This window comes from Lewinella sp., assembly GCF_050633125.1.
Taxonomy (GTDB): domain Bacteria; phylum Bacteroidota; class Bacteroidia; order Chitinophagales; family Saprospiraceae; genus Lewinella.
This window is the reverse complement of record NZ_JBOEFX010000065.1, coordinates 63,172-81,437: the sequence shown is the minus strand read 5'-3', so window position 1 is coordinate 81,437 and position 18,266 is coordinate 63,172. Positions and strand designations below refer to the sequence as shown.

Here is an 18,266-nt window from a genome sequence, read left to right as displayed (position 1 = left end):
CTACAGGTTTTAAACAGGTAAGCTCATAAAATAGGCAAAATAAAAACGGCTAAGCACGTGAGTGCCTAGCCGTCAATTATCCAAAGGGTTACTTGGGAAAGTGTTTGGGTATTAATGCAAAAAAAATATTAACGAAGACGGAAGGTAGATGACCCTAGGAACCCTACGTCGGTATAGGCACTTAGCGTATAGTTTCCGGCATCGAGTTTATTCTCCAGTTCATGGGTGAAGGTCAGGCGCTGTGATTCCGTCAACTCCTCCTCACGGGCTTCTACGGCCATGATATCCTGTGGCTGACCATCAAGTGGGCGGACGGTCGTAGTGATGTAGTCCGTGCGGGGAATCGGTGTTCCCGTTTCGTCAGTAATCACCAGGTAAATAGGGCGTGAACCCTGGTAGTCAGCTGGTACGCCTTCCAACTCAAAGCTGGCTGTAATCCTACGTGCTCTTCCTGATTTGGCCGTTGCATTACCACTCTTTACCTCTGGAGAAATCTCAAAAGAAGTGGCCTTGAAGCTTTCATAAGTCAGTGCTTTAATCTCACTGTCTTTTTGCACATTGGATTCATTGAGTATTGTATTTTGCTCTGTAGACATAGCCAGGTCGCCTTCGAGTACGCCAATTTCCAGGCGTAAAGAATCGTTTTGAGCCAGCATACTGTCCATGTTCAATTGCAGGTCCTGCTTGATCCGCTGCAATTCTTCGATCTGCGCCCGTAGATCGTTGATTTCGCCAGCAGAACTACGCTTGGCCTTGCTCAGTGCTGCTTTAGCACGGTTTAGGTCTTCTTGCGATTGTGCCATTTGCCCTTGCAGGCTATTATTTTCCTGGGCTAGTTCGTCGTATTGCATGACCATGCTGTCTACTTCGGCAGCTAGTTCATCCCGGAGGGTGGACATATCTTCCAAAGAAGCTGTTACCGCCATTTTGTCGGCTTGTAGTTTGTCTACCTTGCCGGAGGTGCTGCTACCCCAAATTAAAGAACCGATTAGTGCGATCGCCAGTAATACCACCGCAACGATTAATCCGCTTTTTTGATTTTTCATAATCTCTAAGAAGTTTGAATAAAAATGTAGGCTACCCTTTGGTGGGGTAACCAATAGATGATGTTGTGTAAAAAAAGTCTTGTTAACTGGAGAAATAAACCTTCATTAAGTGATCAATACGTAATCACTTGAAATCATGCTTTTTTAATGAGGTTTAAATTGTACCTGAAGGCAGATAATTAAAATGTCGTGGTAGAAAACTCACATAGATGTGTATTGCGCAGAAAACAAACTGCGATTTTTCTCAAGTTTTCCAAATAGTTAAATCGCTTATTTAACTATTGTGAAAAACAAAATCACTTTTTGTTTTCGTGCTGTTCTTTATTTACGGGATTTAAAACGGCGCGGGATTCTTAATATTATGTTAAAATTGCTTTTTTTCTCAGAAAAAGGCTAGTCTAAGTTAGATGCGCTCGAAATAACGTCTTCTTTCCCAGTCGGTTACCGATTTTTCGTAAGCACGGGATTCCGTTTGAAAAAAATGGGTGTAATGGGCTACAACGTCTTCGCCAAAGGCATTTTTTGCGAAGCTACTTTGTGAAAATAATGCCGTTGCATCTGCCAAAGAGGTAGGCACCATCTCCAATTCTTTGGCCGCATAAACATCTCCACTAAAAGCTTCGGGCGGCGCTGTTTGGTCTTTTATACCCTGTAAACCTGCCGCTAGTGAAGCCGCAAAAGCGAGGTAAGGGTTGCAGTCTGCGCCTGGGATGCGACACTCTATTCGCAAACTTTCGCCTTTTCCAACTACGCGAAACCCTGCTGTGCGATTGTCATAGCTCCACGCCAGGCGTGTGGGTGCCCATGAGGCATCCTGGTACCGTTTGTAGGAGTTGACGGTAGGTGCAAAGAAAGGCATGACCTCTGGCGTATATTTCATCCACCCTCCCAGAAACCAGCGAAAGATGGGCGAACAGGCAACACCACCAAACGACTCTTTGCCAGCGAAGGCATTTTTGCCATCCTTCCATAAACTCAGGTGGATGTGGCAGCTTGATCCCGCCTGGTCTTCGGCGTATTTGGCCATAAAGGTTACGGCGTAGCTCATGCTGTCTGCCACTTCCTTGAGGCATTGTTTGTAGACGACGTGCCGGTCGGCCATTTCCAGCACTTCAGCGTAGCGAATATTCAGTTCGTGCTGGCCGAGGCCCCATTCTCCCTTGGAGGTTTCTACCGGCACCCCCGAACGCTGCAAGTGGCGACGCACCCGCCCGTGGAAGTTTTCGGTACGAGAGCCTTGCAGGATGTGGTAGTCTTCCAAGTACCAGCCTACGGCTTTTAAATCTTGGTAATGCTGTTCGTGTGCCTGGCGGTAAGAATTTTCAAAGAGGTAATACTCCAGTTCAGAGGCCCCGGCAGCGGTATAGCCCAAGGTTTGAAGCTGCTGCATTTGGTTTTGCAATATGGATCTGGGGGCAATGCTTTCTAATTGATGTTCGTCGTTATGAACATCTGCCAATACGATAGCTGTTTTGTCCAACCAATCAGCAATCCGTAAGCTCTTCAGGTCAGGAACGAGGTGGAAGTCGCCGTAGCCTTTTTGCCAGTTGGCAGAAGCATAGCCGGGCATTGGCTCCATTTCCATATCCGTTGTAAGGAGATAGTTGCAGGCGTGGGTGCCTTCCTCGGCAATTTTTTCAACAAAGAAATCTGCAGCAACACGCTTCCCCACCAAGCGCCCGTAATGGTCGGTGAAAGCTACGATGATGGTTTCTATTTCTTCGACCGCTACCATCGTGTACAGTTCTTCCATACTCAACATTCCTTTTAGCGTCATCTTTGGTGCCCTTTTTGTGTAGGGGTAAAGGTAAGCGCTTCGGGTAAAGGACCAAAGTTGTTCTATCTTTGGGGTGTTGGGGGGAGCGTGGAAAGTAAGTTGGGCGAAAAAATACAGATGAATAAATTGCCAAAAATAGAGCAGCTAATTACGAGCACTAACTTTCGTACATCAATAGGAGATGCATTCGGTGAGAGTTTTTTCGGAGAAATGGAAAAGATAAAGGAGGCGTAATTATGAAGTTCACAGTGTTTCTTTTTGTTTCCGTATTATTCGCTTGTTTGACTTGGGCCAGTCATCTCCTTTTTTCCGGAGTCAATCCGTTTCCTGAAAGTCTTAGTATACTAGCAGGTGTTATTGGAAAAGTATCACCACTTAAGATCTCAATATTATACACTATTGTAATGTTTGCTATGTTTTTTCGAAGCATGTTTTTCAGCAGGAAAGCAGCTTCTCCGTATCCAGAAATACTGGATCAAGACGGGGCAACTGAGATTGATTGAGAACTGTATGGATTTAGAATGTAATACCTTGCAGAGGTGTTAGGTATAAAATAAAAACAAATGGAACAGGAAACCTTGGACTATGACCAATTCAAAAACCGACTATAACAAGCTCTTGTCTGGCATTGTCCAGGAATTAAAGCCCTACTTTGGACAAGGGCAGCAGGCCGATTATATTCCGGAACTGGCGAATGTCGATCCCAATAAATTCGGCATCAGCCTGGCTTTTCTTGATGGAAGGACTTTTACCTATGGGGATAGTGAAGAACGGTTTTCTATCCAAAGTATCTCCAAAGTATTTACTACGGCTGCTGCTTTTGGACTGATTGGTAAAAAGCTGTGGGAAAGAGTGGATATAGAACCTTCGGGTACGCCATTTAACTCTCTGCTCCAGTTGGAACAAGAGCAGGGGATTCCTCGCAATCCTTTTATCAATGCAGGAGCACTGGTTGTCACGGATGTTTTGATGAGTAATCTCAATGATCCTTATGCAGATATGCTCAATTTTGTGCGCGAGCTGAGTGGTTGTTCAAGCATTGAGTATAATCAAGTCGTCGTTGATTCTGAACTGGATACTGCGTATCGTAATGCTGCGCTGGCTTATTACCTGAAGTCTTTTGGAAATCTTGATAACCATCCGATAGAGGTGTTGAAGCTTTATATCCATTACTGCTCTATTGAAATGAGTTGTACGGAATTGGCGCAAGCTTTTCATCTTTTTGCCCGCCGTAATCGCCTCGATTGCAATATTCCAGACCTCACGCCCAGCCAGCTCAAGCGCCTGAATGCACTGATGCAGACTTGTGGTTTTTATGATGAATCTGGCGAGTTTTCTTTCCTGGTGGGGCTACCCGGCAAGAGCGGTGTGGGTGGTGGCATCGCGGCCGTCTATCCTGATTTTTACAGCGTGGCTGTCTGGAGCCCGAGACTTAACGAAAAAGGAAATTCTATTTTGGGGATGAAAGCGCTGGAGTTATTGACTTCCAAATCGGGGTTGTCTATATTTTGATAGCAGAGAAACGAGTGCCTTCGACTCTAGATATTCGGGCTGCTCCGAAGGAAAGATTATGCGAAATCCCAAGCTACGGTTAGTACGAATATTTAGTGCCTTCGGCTCGCCAACCGCCCTGAATTTCCCTAAATATTCTTCGCCGACCGCTTAGTGCTCTGACAAGCAATCGTAAGAAAAAACCTCTGCGTCTTTGCGCCTCTGCGCGATATATCTGGTGTATCTGGCAAAACTTGTTCTACTGCATTAACTTCCACCAAATGGCTGCTTTTCCACGCCTGGAAGGGAGCGTAAGCATTCGCTCTCGTTGTGCCAAGGCGATATTAAGGCTTCCTGGTAGATAAGGCAAGAGTACATCTTCCCAGGTAGCCCGTTCTGCTGGTGAAGCTACTAGCCAGCGCTGTAATAAGGTACTTACGAGTTCATCAGGAGTCCCCTGGTTTCGTAGTAGCTGTATTCCCAATTGGAACGTCCCCGAATCTGGTGCACGGAGCATTCTTTCCAGGTTGGCCAACTGTACCCGGTCTCGGGTTTGAGTAAGATAACGGCGTTCTTTGCGATCCAGCCATTGTACCAGCTGGCGTTCTTCCATCACAGGTACGGCTCCTATCTGTTGATCGAGGGTAGAAAAATGGTGTCCGAGAAGTACGCCAGTCGCTTTGGTGGGGTTGTCTGTCCAGGCGATACCCGCTGCGGTGAGCCGGTTTTTTATCATCGTCATATCACTGGCCATATTGCCACAGAGCCACCAGGTTCGGCTACGGAGCTGGCCGTCGCGAGCGGGATATTTACGAAGCAATTCATGATGTGCTCCTAATTGGATGAGCGGATGCAAATTGGCGTTTAGGCAAGACCAAAGGCTACCAATCTCTACCTGCCCTGCGGCAAAACCTTGCCACAAACGAAAACACAATGCTCGTCTAGAAGCTTCCATCCCCGGAGGTAGTTCTGCCAAGAAGCCACTCAATTGTTCCTGTAGTTTGCGACTCAATCCGCCGTAAAGGTGTCGAAGTTGCGGGAGCTTCAGCAGCAATGCTTGCACGCCAGGCCAGTTGGTCGGTGTTTGGCGAACATCAATATAGCTGAGTTGATCATTTTGGGCCAATTGGGGCAAACTCAGCTGTATGGGGTTGTACGAAGCTTCCAGTCGTTGCAATCGTTTTAGATCAAGCCAATTGAGCGGGAGGCTGGATAAACGGTTGTTGTTAATAACTAGTGCGTATAAACTCGCGGGCAGTTTCGGTAATTTTTGCAAACGATTGAACCCAAGATTCAGATATTGCAGATGTCCGAGGTTTTCCGAAAGTACGGTAAACTCTTGTAGCTTGTTATTGGCTAGATCCAGGTGTAATAGTTCCGGGCAATGCAGTTGCAGGGGGGCAATGCCTTTGAGTTTGTTTTCACTCACGTCCAGGCTTTCCAGCGAAAGCGAAATGAGGTGTAATTGTCGCAGGCGGTTGTTGCGTAAATCCAGGTGTTTAAGCAATGGAAATAGGCCGAAAAAATCATCTTCTACCCGAGTAATCCGGTTAAAGCTTAGCTGTAGACTCCTCAGTTGGGTAAGTTCTGCCAGGCCAGCGGGTAGTTTTTTTATCCGGTTGTGACTCAAGTCCAGACTCTCAAGGTTGGGTAGTTTTTTCCAGACTTTAGGAGGCACTCTTTCGAGGTCTTGCCCGCTGAGTACCAGGTGCCGAATTTCAAGAGGATGAGCTAACGCTTCCGCCAAGCTGTTCGCGTGCATAGGGAGATAAGTCAATTTCCAATAAAGATAACTATTTTTGCAGCGTTCAAGTGAGCGTATAAAAATAAGGTGATCCAATTTGGTTTAGTAAAAAAAGATAAGCAACGGACTAAAAAGAGGTTGTGTTCTTTTTCTTGCTAAACCTTAAAACAAATTGGATCATCTTATTTTAGCTCGAATACCAACGACGAATAGCTATGCAAATACAAGAAGTAACTACGCCTGCACACTGGCGAATTTTCCATCAGGTACCTCATTATATTTATGCCAATGATCCCCATTGGATCGCTCCGTTGGAAGGCGATATAGATAAGATATTTTCCCCTGCGTCTAACAAGGCGTTTGAGGAGGGAAAAGCAGAAATTTGGGTACTTCTTGATGCAGCAGGAAAAGGTATTGGCCGTATTTCTGCCTTTATTGACGGGCGGAGAAATGCAAAAATTGGCCGCGAGGATGGCGGCATCGGTTTCTTTGAATGTGTCAATGATGACGAGGCAGCAAAGTTGCTTTTCGACACAGCAGAGGCATACCTCGCAGCGGAAGGAATCAGTATGATTCACGCTCCTATCAATTTTGGGGAGCGCGATAAATTCTGGGGCCTGCTCACAAAGGGCTGGTACCCGCCACTTTACCACGAATATTATCATCCACAATACTACCAGCGCTTTTTCAACGCACGGAACTATCAGCCTCAGGAGCAGGTCTTCACTTTTGGTGGTAAAGTTGAAAACCTGGCCTTTGAGCGGCTTACACAAATTTCGGGCAGGGTACGCGAGCGTTACAATATACAATCAAGGGTTATTAATCTTCGTGACTTGCGCACCGAAGGGGACCACATGGCCACGGTGTACAATTCTGCCTTTGCCAACATGCCGCACTTCAAACCTTTGGAAGGCGAGCAGATTTATAAGATGTTGAAAATGATGAAACCAGTCATGGACCCCAATCTTACCTGTATTTCTTTTGCAGGTGATGAACCCGTTGGATTCTGTGCCTTGATGCCGGATATCAACAGATCACTCAAGTTTGCAAAAGGGAAACTGAGCTGGTGGAAGATGCCTCGCTTTTTGTATAACCTGAAATACAGTGGGCAGCCTAACATTGTAAAGGGAGTAGCCTTTGGCATTCACGCCGATTACCAACGCCGTGGTGTCTTCTCTGAAATGGTCGATTTCCTCACCACGGTAGGAGATGGTTACAATCTGAAAACATACAAAGAACTAGGACTTGCGACGATCCGGGGCGGAAATTATGCGATGCTGAAAAGCTCGACCGCAGCCCTTAATGTTTTTGTGGAGCGGGTACACCTTTCTTTTGTGAAAATATTAGATGATACTCCATATGAGCCTTACGGAAGCTCCGATGTGAGCCAAGTGCCCATGGGAGAGGTACCGGAGGAAGGGATTTATCCGAAAGGATAAAAGGGTGTAAGTGTTGGGTGAGTGTACCATCTGATGGTAAAGGAAAGTGACGCTTTCAGGCCTGTATTCACGACCCACCCTCTATCTCCCTCCCTTGTGATGGAGGGAGGACTTGTAATGTATCAAAGTGTTGGTTGTGACAGCGTTTTGATAGTTTTTGGCCGTGATTTTCGATTTGCAAAAGCCCCTCGCCTAGCTAGGGAGGGGTTGGGGTGGGTCGTGAATTCAAGTTAAGTACTTAGAGAAAAGCAATCCGTGATTACACTTGTCCAAGTACTTGAAAAATCGGCACGGGGAAATCACAGCAGATTGAACAGCCTAAGTGTAAGGGGGGAGAATTAAAAAAAATAAAACCATGCGTATTCTGGTCATTAGTGATTATGATGATAACTACAATGCCGTTCGCCCGGAGGGGGAATTGTTCATTGGGCTGCATCATGCGGGCGCTGATGTGCAGGTGATGACCTACGGGAATACGCCCTTTGCCCAAAAGTTTCGCGATGCTGGAATGCGGGTCATTGATTTTCATCCAAAGAAGAAGTTTTCAGGAGAAGCTGTTGCCAGAATAAGGAAAGAAATCATTGAGCAGGATCGACAGATCATCCACTTATTCAATAACAAAGCCATTATCAATGGCATCCGTGCGGTTCGTGGCTTGGATGTCAAAGTTGTCACCTACCGTGGCTATACGGGAAATATCCACTGGTGGGACCCCACCAATTACCTGACTCACCTAAACCCGAGGGTTGATGCGATTACTTGTGTTTCAGGTGCTGTAAAAGAGGTTTTTGATCGCCAACTTTTTTTTCCAAAAGAGAAAGCCGTTACCGTAAGTAAAGGGCATAACCCAGCTTGGTACCAGGATATACCGACAGGTGATCTTGGTGAGTTTGGTTTCCCAAAAGAGGCTGTTATAGTGAGCGTGGTGGCCAATGCACGAAGAATGAAGGGTATTCCCTATTTGCTAGACGCCATTGAACTACTCGCCAAAGAAAGTCCAGCTCATTTTCTGCTTATTGGTAGGGGCCTTGATGATCCTGCTACTTTGGCGACATTGGATAAGAAAGGTATTCGAAATCGGGTGGTTTTTGCAGGTTTCCGCAAGGATGTATTGTCACTTGTCAAAGCTTGTGACCTTAGCTTGCTTCCTTCCGTGAAAGGAGAAGGGCTGTCAAAAGTATTGCTGGAAAGTCTGTTTCTCGGCAAGGCAACCATCATGACCAATATTGGTGGCAATAAAGGTTTGGCCATCGATGGCGAAAGCGGCATCGTTATTCCCCCTCGTGATCCAGAGGCAATGGCTACAGCCATAAATAGCTTGGTTGATAATCCGGATTACCGCAAAAAAATAGGTACTGCCGGGCAGGTCTATATTCAGAAAAACTACACCGTAGAAAGGAGTGTGAAAGAGTTGATGGCGGTTTACGAAGGCTTGTTAGGCGAATAATTTAAAATTACTTACTTCTACCACATCGCCAGCGCGCATATCATTTAGTCGTACTTGACCTACCCGCACTCGCACCAACCTGAGGGTAGGGAACCCTACTGCCGCCGTCATTTTACGAACTTGCCGAAATTTGCCTTCGTTGATGATTATAGACAACCAACTGGTTGGACGGTGCCTTCTACGTGCTGATTTTGTTGTGGTAACCTCAAAAACGGGTGCTGGATCCAAAAGCACCGCTTCACAGGGCAAGGTTAGGTAAGCGGTTTTTCGTGTCTTTATCTCGACACCAATTTTTAGTTGTTCAATGGCGTCCTGTGTGATTTTACCATCTAGTTCAACATAGTATTCCTTTTCTACTTTTTTGCTGCGAACCTGTTCACTCACTTTACCATCGGTTGTTAGTAATAATAACCCCTCAGAGTCTTCATCTAACCGCCCAATAGCCATTGTCCCCTCAGGGAAATCGTGGAGATCGCCCAGTAGTTTTTTATTTCTTCGTTTGGTTTGATTATTGACAAACTGTGACAAATATCCTCCAGGCTTGTGGATGGCAAAATGGTGGTGGTTAATTGATTTGATGATTGGTTCGTTTGATGGTTTTGGATTGGCTTTTCCGAGAGTGCCTACTTCCGCATTCGCTTCGGCCCGTACCACAACCAAAATCCTGTTACGGTGAAGACCAAAAGCGCTAGTCCCGCTACGGTGGTATAAAGCAATTTAAAAAAACTACTACCGAATTGCTTGTCAACGATGGAGCCATCGTGAATATGCTCCAGGAGGTCGGAGCGCCGCTTGCCGGAACTTAGGAGACTACCGGTGCTGAGATCCAACTGTAGCTCGTGATAGTAATTTTCGAAAGTGAATTTGACGATACCCTTGTTGGGGCGCACATCGAGTCTATCAATACGGGTATCTAACTTTGGATAGAGTGAATCAATCAAAAACAACGCACGATCTTGTAAATTAGCCAATGGCAACCATTCTGTTGCTTCAGTCGAGACACCTTTTTGCGTATCGGGCAAAAGATAACCTTTGCTATCTTTTTTCCAACCTAACAACAAGCCAGTGATACTTACAAATAAGAATACGACAAAGAGGCTGGCACCAGTCCAACGATGTATTTTCCTTACAACCCTCAGTAGTTTCGCCTGATTCTGGCGCCGCGTAGTGCTCATGTTTTTTTGTACTCTCTGGTTGCTTACACTGCCACGTTGTATTCCCGTAATGCGCTGTTTAAACTGGTTTTCTTATCGGTACTTGCTTTACGCTGACCAATAATCAGGGCGCAGGGCACTTGATAATCACCAGCGGGGAAAGATTTAGTGTAAGAGCCGGGGATGACAACAGAGCGGGCTGGTACACGTCCACGGTAAGTTACGGGTTCTGGACCGGTAACATCAATGATCCGAGTCGTTTGAGTAAGAACGACATTGGCGCCTAAAACGGCTTCGCGTTCGATGTGTACACCTTCTACGACGATGCAGCGAGAGCCAATAAAAGCATTGTCTTCAATGATCGTTGGTGCGGCCTGTGGCGGCTCCAATACACCACCAATACCCACACCACCACTGAGGTGAACATTCTGGCCAATTTGCGCACAGCTGCCCACAGTGGCCCAGGTATCAACCATACTGCCACTACCTACATAGGCACCGATATTGACATAGCTAGGCATCAAGATCACTCCTTCTTCCAGGAAAGACCCATAGCGTGCCAATGCCTGTGGTACTACTCGTACACCTTGCTGCGCAAAGTTTTTCTTTAGCGGAATTTTATCGTGAAACTCAAAGGGACCTACTTCAATGGTTTCCATCTTTGCAATGGGGAAGTAAAGGATAACGGCTTTCTTTACCCAGTCATTGACTTGCCACTTGCCGTCTGTTTCCGGATTCTTAGGTGTAGATATCTGCTCTGCTACACGTAAGCGGCCTTGGTCGAGTTGTTCAATGACTGCCATTATAGCTTCTTGAACATTTTTGTCTTTTAACATGCTACGGTCCTCAAAGGCCGCTTCAATCAACGAACGAAAAGCTGTCATGAGTGAATTTTTATCCTTCTTAGTATAAAGATGAATGACAAAGATACGAGAGATTTTATTCTTCTACCCGAGGGGTCAACGCGCCTCTGAAACCTAGATAAAGGCTGCAGTACACCCAAGGCAGAATCAAAAATAAGCCAAAAGAAACCACATTAGCCAGGCCGGGTGCTGCAATCGCTAGCGGAGATAGTAAGATGCTGACTAGCATGAATAGCGAGAAAAAAGTCAGTAGTAGCATAAATTGCGCTCCCCAACGCTTGGTTACCAGCCGTCTGCTTAGTTCTAGTGCTTCCAAAGAGTTGGCTCCCCAAAATAAGATCAATGGATAAGCCCAGCTGAAACCTACTTGTAGATAAATGAGCGGAACCAAATTTAGAAAAAACACCGTAGAGTCGGTGCTGCTCATTTGAGGTGGTTCAGGCGGATTTACAGGATTGTTGAGCACCTCTTGGTACCAGTCCATAAAGCCAATACGCTGAAATAAATAGTAGATCGGGAGCATCACAATCCCGGTTATAAGAATACCGAGTAGATTGTTTAAGACCAAAGGTCCTGCTTGGGGGATAGCACCAAAAAAACGCTTGAAGTCCCAATCCCCTCCTTCCATGACACTGTGGGCTGCCAGGTAAAAGCCTGCATTTAGCACCGGAGAAATAATCAGTGTAAGTAATATTGTACCTATCCAGCCAAGGCCGAGAATGGTAAAAACACTCCCTACAAAAGGGACAAGTAGGGCAAAAAGAGCAAAATCTTTAAAATGCTTTCGATACAATAACAAGCCTTCTCTCATTCTTAATGAGGAGGAGTGGAAATACCCTTTACTAATCGCGTTTTCTAACTGTGTTCTTTGTTCTGTTGTCATAATGGCTACTAGTACCGCTGTGTAATGGTGACGACCTTAAACGGATAACGCCTCAGGGCTGGAAGGGTTGAAATTATTTCCTGGTCGCCCAGAAGTTGTTCCATATCTTCCTCTGTAAATGAAGCAGCATCGACATCGTATCCCAGAACCACCATAAAGTCTTTATCGGCAAAGGTGCCTCCATTCCAGTTGGTGACGGTGCCCCCGTAGTCCCAATCGAAGCCGGTGAGTTTAAATGGCTGCCCGTTTATTTTTTCTAAATCAGTTAGGCTACTGCCTACCTTTAGGCCTTCTTCTGTGGCCCACTCGCTACCTTCTTCTTGGATGCGATACATGATTGGGTACCCGTCTTCATCGAGTAATACCTCTACTTCTTCCGGACTGTCGGGGTATAAAACCAGGCCAGGGGCAGATTCGCCTTCTCCCAGGTAAAATGCTCGCGGAGCAATGCGGTTTTTGCCCAAAAGACGCATAAGGTCAGCTTTCGCCAATTCATCATTAAAATCACCGAACCCTTCACCAGGGCGAATGAGGAAAGTATTTTGCTGAGCTGGTGCTGCTACTGCTTCGGTCGTTTCGGTAGCTTCAGCATCGGCAGGAGGAGCTTCTGGTCCGCAACTCCAGCAACAAATAACAAGTAGTAACAGCAGCGTGATATTTTTCATTATGCTTAACTTTAGTGCCTTGAAAGGGCTAGGTTTATTCTCTGGCACAAGTTAATCATCATAGGGAACAAACAAAAAAGCAACCGCTATGAACCATTGTGTTTTTTGTAAGATCATCAGCGGAGAGCTACCAGCTCACCGGGTTTACGAAGATGAACAAGTGCTTGCTTTTATGGATATTTCCCCCATTAATCATGGCCATGTATTGATTATTCCCAAAATCCATTATAGTGAGTTGAGAAGTATTCCTTTGGCGACTTCCATTGCGGTTTGGGAGGTGGTCAAGAAAGTAGAATACGCAATTTGGCAAACCCCTGATTTGATTTGTGACGGTACCAATGTCCTTCAAAATAATGGCGCAGCCGCTGGGCAGGAAGTATTTCATGCTCACTTTCATGTAATACCCCGCCGTGAGGGGGATGGTTCTCGCTTTCGCTTCAGGACGATCAATAGTTCAGAACAGATGCGCAATGATTGGGCCGCGAAAATAAAAGACCAGATTGATGCAGCATAATTCGAGGAAGAAGAACCTGCTTTACGCGGTTTACCTTCTCCTTCTTCTCCTTCCTTGTTTGGAAATAGCTTTACTTATTCTTGGTTATCGCCCCTATCGGCAGGTCGACTTCAAAATTGAGTCTACGCCTGATCATTGCCTGATCCCTCATGCTTCACTCGGTTTTGCCTTGCATCCGGGTACTTTTCAAGTCACGATCAATGAAGGGCTTACTTATACTGCCACCCACGGGGCAGATTCTATTCGCATTGCAGGCTATGAAAAGCAGGAAGAATTGCCTGCTATTTGGTTTTTGGGTTGTTCTTATACCTATGGGATGGGCATCGATGATAGCCTGACTTTTCCTTTTTTGGTAAATAAAAATTCGCCCCAGTTTGATGTCAAAAACTTTGGCGTGCCTGGTTACGGCACTGTTCAGAGCTATTTGCAATTGAAACAACAGCTGGCTATCCATCCGCCACCGGCGTGGGCCATTGTTAATTATGCTGATTTTCATGATGAACGAAACGCGCTTACGCCTGCCTATCGCCGAGATTTATTTATGGGGTATCAACGATCAAATGACGCTGTAAGTACGCTGATGAGAACAGCCGCTGTTCCTTATGTTGTCGCCAGTGTTGTGCCTGGTAAACAAGTCCGCTTTTGCCCCTGGGACAGTATTTACCATAATTGGCAATACCGGGAAACTTTCGCGGCCGTCAATTTTCTCCAAGATTTAAGTGATCAAAAGCAAAGTCAAAGGATTGACAAGGCAGAAGTGAATCGCTACATTTTTCAGCGGATTAAAACGCTGTGTGATTTACATGGGGTGCGACTTTTAGTCACCGGAATCACACCTTCTTCTGAAACAAAAGAAACATTGAAAGAACTTAACACGCTGGGCCTAAAAACCCTAGATATTTCGGTCGATCTAGCTCTGGAAGAATACCGAAATGCCCCTTATGATGATCATCCCAACGCGAAAGCGAATGCTGTTTTTGCAAAACGGATCACCGATTTTATAAGCAATCAGTAATTTGTTTTGGGAAGCCAGTTTTAATTCTCGTAGAGTAAGTGAGCGGACCTAGGTTGGGCTTTTAGTGTCTTTGTGTAAGGGGTTTTGATTAATAATCAGGTATTTATACCCTGTTTTGTGATTGAAATTTAAAGGATTTTTGTGAAGTGTTTATAGAAACTGTCTAAAGTTTCCTCGCTTACCTACGCGCAAAGCATTGAGGCTCCTGGGCTTCAGCTATTTTTCGTCCCATAGCTTTGGCTATGAAACTCAAAATGAGCTTTGCCAGTAACCACAAGCCTTTACGCTCACTTACAGCAGAAAAATTTAGACAGCTTCATTCCTTAAATCCTTTACACCCATATCAAAATGAAATTTTCCAACACCTTTCTTACAAAGATACTCGTGCTGAGTACTGTAGCTGCTATTTATCTATTATCCTGCACTACAGAAAAACCAGATGCTACTTCTACCTCCACTTATGATGATGTATTGATGGCTGATGCTTCAACCGCTTGTGAATGCGACGCCAGCTGGTTTCCACATAGTCAAACGCCAGCACCTGCGGAAGGCAAAGGCAGCCCATTCGACACTACAAGTACCACCAATTGTATGTTTCACCAATGGTCGTGGCAGAAGTTTTTGTATCTGACTAAGCCACAGAGTAATGGCAAGCCGCTCTTCCTGGATGAATTCACGGAGGTAGATGCTAAAATGGAAGTTGTACAGCCACAGTTAGGAGAAGCACTGGTGCTATCTAGCACTGGGCAAGCTGGCGGTGGCGGTATATTGAAAACCAACCCTCATTATAGCGCCAACCAGAGCGCTGCTACTGTTTATTATTCTATCCACATGAATGCTACCATGTTCGACGCTGCTACCGCTTTTCGTACAGCTATTCTTAATGGTACTTTACCAGCCAACAATAAAGAAACGTTTCCAATTGGTTCGGTAGAGTTGAAGGTTTCATGGGTGGATGTAAATGCACTTGACCCGTCTGTTGCTGATTCCTATTACACCACTACGGCTGCTGTTCAACAATCAGGGGGTACTTATACGGTAGAGACCGTAGCATTGTTGGGTGTTCATGTCGTCGGTGTCGTTATCAATCACCCGGAGTTTATTTGGGCTACTTTCGAACACCACGATATGGCGCCGGATTTCGACTGGAATGCGAGTGAGGCGAGTTCAGCAACAGAGGCTTTCCTGTTTGAGACGGGGTCAACCAATACACTGGCGGGAATCCAATGGGATGGTACAACCAAAGTACCAGTCTTGGCGAATAAGGCTTATACTCTTTTTGAATTGGGAATTCCTAGAACGACAAACAATGCCTTTGTAAATACCAGTCAGGCAGAGCCTGCGAATTATAACAATATTACAAGCATTGACAGCTGTGTGGCGGCTAATCTGCAAGACATTTGGAATAATTACTACTACAAAGGCTCTATTTGGCTGAATATGGACGGCCTCACCCCAGCGCAGCAGGCGGATACGATCGTTTCGTTAGCTTACGGGATAGGAAATGTAGCCCCTGGAGCAATGCCCCGTGGAAGTACGGGCAATGCCAACCTTACCATGGAAACTTTTGAGCAAACCTTTGCTCCAGACATCTCTCAAACAGGTACTATTAGCAAAATATCTAACTGCTTTTCTTGTCATAGTGGTGTTGGGTTTGCCAGTGATAAGCCAAAATCTCCCATTTATTTGAGCCATGTTTTTGACGGTTATCTGCAGGCGGGTACTGGAAAAACAATGCAACAAATCAATGAGCTGAAGTTTATCCAGTATCGTGAACTGAAAGAAACAGTAGCTAGGCAGTAAGTTAGACTGGACTTTTGCAGGAGGTCCAACTAATTTTATGTTCACACGAATGCCACGGCAAATGCTATTTTTGCAAAACGTATCGTCCGCTCTGGTGGATGATACGTTTTGCAATTTTATAAGAAGCAAACCATAACTTGTTCAGACAGCCACGCATCTTCTTCTTTGTCATTGCCTTGATTACCATCGTTCAGGGGTATTTTGCTACGCAACTCAACTATGATTATAATATTGAGCAGCTTTTCCCCAAGCATGATCCTGAGCTGGCATTTTATGAAGAAGTCAAAGAGAAATTTGCGCATCATCAGGACTATCTCATTCTTGGATTAGAAAACTCCGAAAGCATTTACCAAGGTGATTTTCTTCTCCGATTGGATAGTTTAGTCGGTTTTCTTGAGCAGCACGCCTTAGTCAAAGAGGTCAATTCTCCGACCAATTTGCGCTACCATTTTCGTACCCCTTTTGGTGTTCAAAATTCACCTTTCCTTCATCCGCATAATGCCGAACGTTATGTGGCTGACTCTGCCTTTTTACAGGCTCATCCAGATGTTTTCCCAAAATTCATTTCCAGGCAGAACGATGCTGTTTGCGTCTTTTTATTCTTGACAGAAGCTTTAAATGATGACACCAAGGATGAATTCCGGGATTTTATCCTCAAAAATACGGGCCAACTGGGCTTTGAGCAAGCTCACCTCTACGCGGATATTTATGCACAGGACGCTTACCTTAAGGCGCTTGAGGCGGAAATGTATTGGCTGTCGGGCCTAGCTATTCTGTTGATTTTGGGTATTCTTTTTATCAGTTTTCGTTCGGTGGCGGGCATTCTGGTGCCCATATTTATCGTTGCCCTGACGATCATCTGGACAATGGGCACCATCGCATTATTGGGCGGTTCGATCAATATGATGACGGTATTGATTCCGACTATAGTAGCCATCATTTCCTTGAGCGATGTCATTCACGTTATCAATCGCTTTAACGACCATCGGGAGCTTGCTAAAGAAGAGGCCATTCGGTTTACCTTTCGGGAAATGCGTAGCGCTATTCTAATGACGTCGCTGACGACGGGCTTAGGGTTTGCAACACTGGCTTATTCGTCGCTGCAGCCCTTTATCGAGTTTGGTATTTTTACGACGATAGGGGTTGCTTATGCTTATTTGTTTGCTATTTACCTGTTACCAGGATTGTTGAATAGGGTTTCTTCAGAGGCGTTAAGTTGGAAAGGAAATCGATCAAATTTGCAGATCGCGGCCGTTTATCAATTTCTGATGAAGCAACCACGATTGGTGCTGGGTATTACAGTTGGTTTGCTTTTGCTTTCCCTTGCCGGAATATCAAAACTTCAGATCAACGCTTATCTCTACGAGGAGCTTTCTGCTAAGGATGATTTTAGTAAGACGCTCCAGTTTTTTGAAACCCGTTTTTCCGGGATTCGAACCTTCAGTATGCACCTCGAGGTTGCAGATACCACATCTTCCATCTTGGCTCCGGAAATTTTGCAAGAAATTGACCAACTGGAAAGCTATTTACTTGAGGATTACGGCTTACGTGATGTGTACACGATTGCCACCCAAATCAAGCGGGCGAATCGCCTCCATCGTCAAGGTCAACCTGAAGCTTATATATTGCCCAAAGATCCTGGTTTTCTCGCATATCTTGTCGGTAAGGTGCTTGTTGCGAGAGAAGACTTGGGGCTGCAGTCTATTCTTACAGCCGATCATAGAGCAACTCGAATTACGGGTAAAATGGAAGACAGAGGAAGCGCTGCTGTCCAGGAATTGAATCGTAAACTGGCTGCTTATTTAGAGCGTTCTTCCGCACAAGAGCTATTGAATATACGTCTTACCGGCAATACGATCCTCTTGGATAAAAGCAATCACATTATCACTTATAATCTGCTTTACAGCTTGATTTTCGCAGTAGCGGTTGTTTCCTTGTTGATGGGCTGGATGTATCGGTCGGTTCGTATAAGCCTGCTGGCAATCCTTCCGAATTTGTTGCCTCTTTTATTGATGCTAGGCCTTATTGGTTGGACAGGGATGGGCCTGAAAATGTCGACGGTCATCGTTTTTACAATCGCTTTTGGAATTGCGGTCGACGATACCATCCATTTTATGAGCAGGTTTAAAAATGAACTGGCGGCAGGTCATTCGCCAGCCTTGGCTATTGCCAATACCTATTTTTCTACGGGGAAAGCCATTGTGATTACTTCTATTATACTGGTGCTTGGCTTTAGCGTGTTGCTTCTTTCCTCCTTTCAGACCACCTTTACGACGGGGTTATTGGTGAGCCTGGCCTTGTTGTTTGCGCTCTTCGCTGATTTGCTGCTCTTGCCAGTGCTGTTGATCTTTTATTATGGTATTGATAATAAAGACTAGGGGGGGAGCAGAAAAATAACTCAGGCTACTGCGGCCCGTGCGCGTTC

General features: G+C 45.4%; 15 protein-coding genes. 7 read left to right on the top strand and 8 right to left on the bottom strand.

Translation table 11 applies throughout. The features are described 5' to 3' along the window. Positions 1-128 precede the first annotated feature (128 nt). Together ACRBG0_RS14495 and ACRBG0_RS14490 are read right to left on the bottom strand one after the other, a co-directional pair. A complete protein-coding gene (locus ACRBG0_RS14495; RefSeq protein WP_431487584.1) occupies positions 129-1,046 on the bottom strand; it encodes a hypothetical protein in 918 nt (305 codons plus the stop codon). Positions 1,047-1,449: 403 nt separating this feature from the next. Further along, positions 1,450-2,823 (bottom strand): glutamine synthetase family protein, encoded by a 1,374-nt coding sequence (locus ACRBG0_RS14490; protein WP_431487583.1) that lies wholly within the window; start codon positions 2,821-2,823, stop codon positions 1,450-1,452. A 585-nt stretch (positions 2,824-3,408) separates the two neighbouring features. On the opposite strand from ACRBG0_RS14490, the gene ACRBG0_RS14485 reads away from it, so the two are divergent. Further along, complete coding sequence (locus tag ACRBG0_RS14485) at positions 3,409-4,335, top strand: glutaminase (RefSeq protein WP_431487582.1); 927 nt, start codon at positions 3,409-3,411, stop codon at positions 4,333-4,335. A 238-nt stretch (positions 4,336-4,573) separates the two neighbouring features. On the opposite strand, the gene ACRBG0_RS14480 is transcribed toward ACRBG0_RS14485, so the two are convergent. Next, positions 4,574-6,076: a leucine-rich repeat domain-containing protein gene (locus ACRBG0_RS14480; protein WP_431487581.1), complete on the bottom strand. Its 1,503-nt coding sequence runs from the start codon at positions 6,074-6,076 to the stop codon at positions 4,574-4,576. Positions 6,077-6,273: 197 nt separating this feature from the next. Here ACRBG0_RS14480 and ACRBG0_RS14475 point away from each other — a divergent pair, with 197 nt between their 5' ends. Together ACRBG0_RS14475 and ACRBG0_RS14470 are read left to right on the top strand one after the other, a co-directional pair. Beyond that, positions 6,274-7,497, top strand: coding sequence for a hypothetical protein (locus ACRBG0_RS14475; protein ID WP_431487580.1), 1,224 nt, complete (start codon positions 6,274-6,276; stop codon positions 7,495-7,497). Positions 7,498-7,852: 355 nt separating this feature from the next. After that, the gene (locus ACRBG0_RS14470) at positions 7,853-8,944 is read left to right on the top strand and encodes a glycosyltransferase family 4 protein (protein WP_431487579.1); all 1,092 of its coding nucleotides are present in this window, start codon (positions 7,853-7,855) and stop codon (positions 8,942-8,944) included. Here the strand turns inward: ACRBG0_RS14470 and ACRBG0_RS14465 are convergent. From ACRBG0_RS14465 to ACRBG0_RS14445, 5 genes are read right to left on the bottom strand one after another with little or no spacing between them, the layout of a single operon-like run. Further along, on the bottom strand, positions 8,933-9,514 hold the full coding sequence (locus ACRBG0_RS14465; protein WP_431487609.1) for a pseudouridine synthase: 582 nt from the start codon (positions 9,512-9,514) through the stop codon (positions 8,933-8,935). The genes ACRBG0_RS14470 and ACRBG0_RS14465 overlap by 12 nt on opposite strands. A gap of 53 nt (positions 9,515-9,567) precedes the next feature. Then, a complete protein-coding gene (locus ACRBG0_RS14460) occupies positions 9,568-10,119 on the bottom strand; it encodes a PepSY domain-containing protein (protein WP_431487578.1) in 552 nt (183 codons plus the stop codon). Positions 10,120-10,142: 23 nt separating this feature from the next. Further along, positions 10,143-10,982 carry a 2,3,4,5-tetrahydropyridine-2,6-dicarboxylate N-succinyltransferase gene (locus tag ACRBG0_RS14455; protein ID WP_431487577.1) on the bottom strand — a complete coding sequence of 280 codons (840 nt, stop codon included), beginning with the start codon at positions 10,980-10,982 and terminating at the stop codon, positions 10,143-10,145. Between the two features lie 55 nt (positions 10,983-11,037). Then, positions 11,038-11,844, bottom strand: coding sequence for a hypothetical protein (locus tag ACRBG0_RS14450; protein ID WP_431487576.1), 807 nt, complete (start codon positions 11,842-11,844; stop codon positions 11,038-11,040). An 8-nt stretch (positions 11,845-11,852) separates the two neighbouring features. Continuing rightward, on the bottom strand, positions 11,853-12,509 hold the full coding sequence (locus ACRBG0_RS14445; protein WP_431487575.1) for a hypothetical protein: 657 nt from the start codon (positions 12,507-12,509) through the stop codon (positions 11,853-11,855). A gap of 88 nt (positions 12,510-12,597) precedes the next feature. Between ACRBG0_RS14445 and ACRBG0_RS14440 the strand changes: the two genes are divergently transcribed. The 4 genes from ACRBG0_RS14440 to ACRBG0_RS14425 all read left to right on the top strand — a co-directional run bounded on the left by ACRBG0_RS14440 (position 12,598) and on the right by ACRBG0_RS14425 (position 18,219). After that, positions 12,598-13,023, top strand: coding sequence for an HIT family protein (locus ACRBG0_RS14440; protein ID WP_431487574.1), 426 nt, complete (start codon positions 12,598-12,600; stop codon positions 13,021-13,023). Next, the gene (locus ACRBG0_RS14435) at positions 13,013-14,038 is read left to right on the top strand and encodes a hypothetical protein (protein ID WP_431487573.1); all 1,026 of its coding nucleotides are present in this window, start codon (positions 13,013-13,015) and stop codon (positions 14,036-14,038) included. The genes ACRBG0_RS14440 and ACRBG0_RS14435 overlap by 11 nt, the downstream gene beginning before the upstream one ends. A gap of 348 nt (positions 14,039-14,386) precedes the next feature. Further along, positions 14,387-15,841: a hypothetical protein gene (locus tag ACRBG0_RS14430; RefSeq protein WP_431487572.1), complete on the top strand. Its 1,455-nt coding sequence runs from the start codon at positions 14,387-14,389 to the stop codon at positions 15,839-15,841. A 137-nt stretch (positions 15,842-15,978) separates the two neighbouring features. After that, entirely contained in the window at positions 15,979-18,219 is a 2,241-nt protein-coding gene (locus ACRBG0_RS14425) for an efflux RND transporter permease subunit (RefSeq protein ID WP_431487571.1), read from the top strand. The last annotated feature ends 47 nt before the right edge of the window (positions 18,220-18,266 follow it).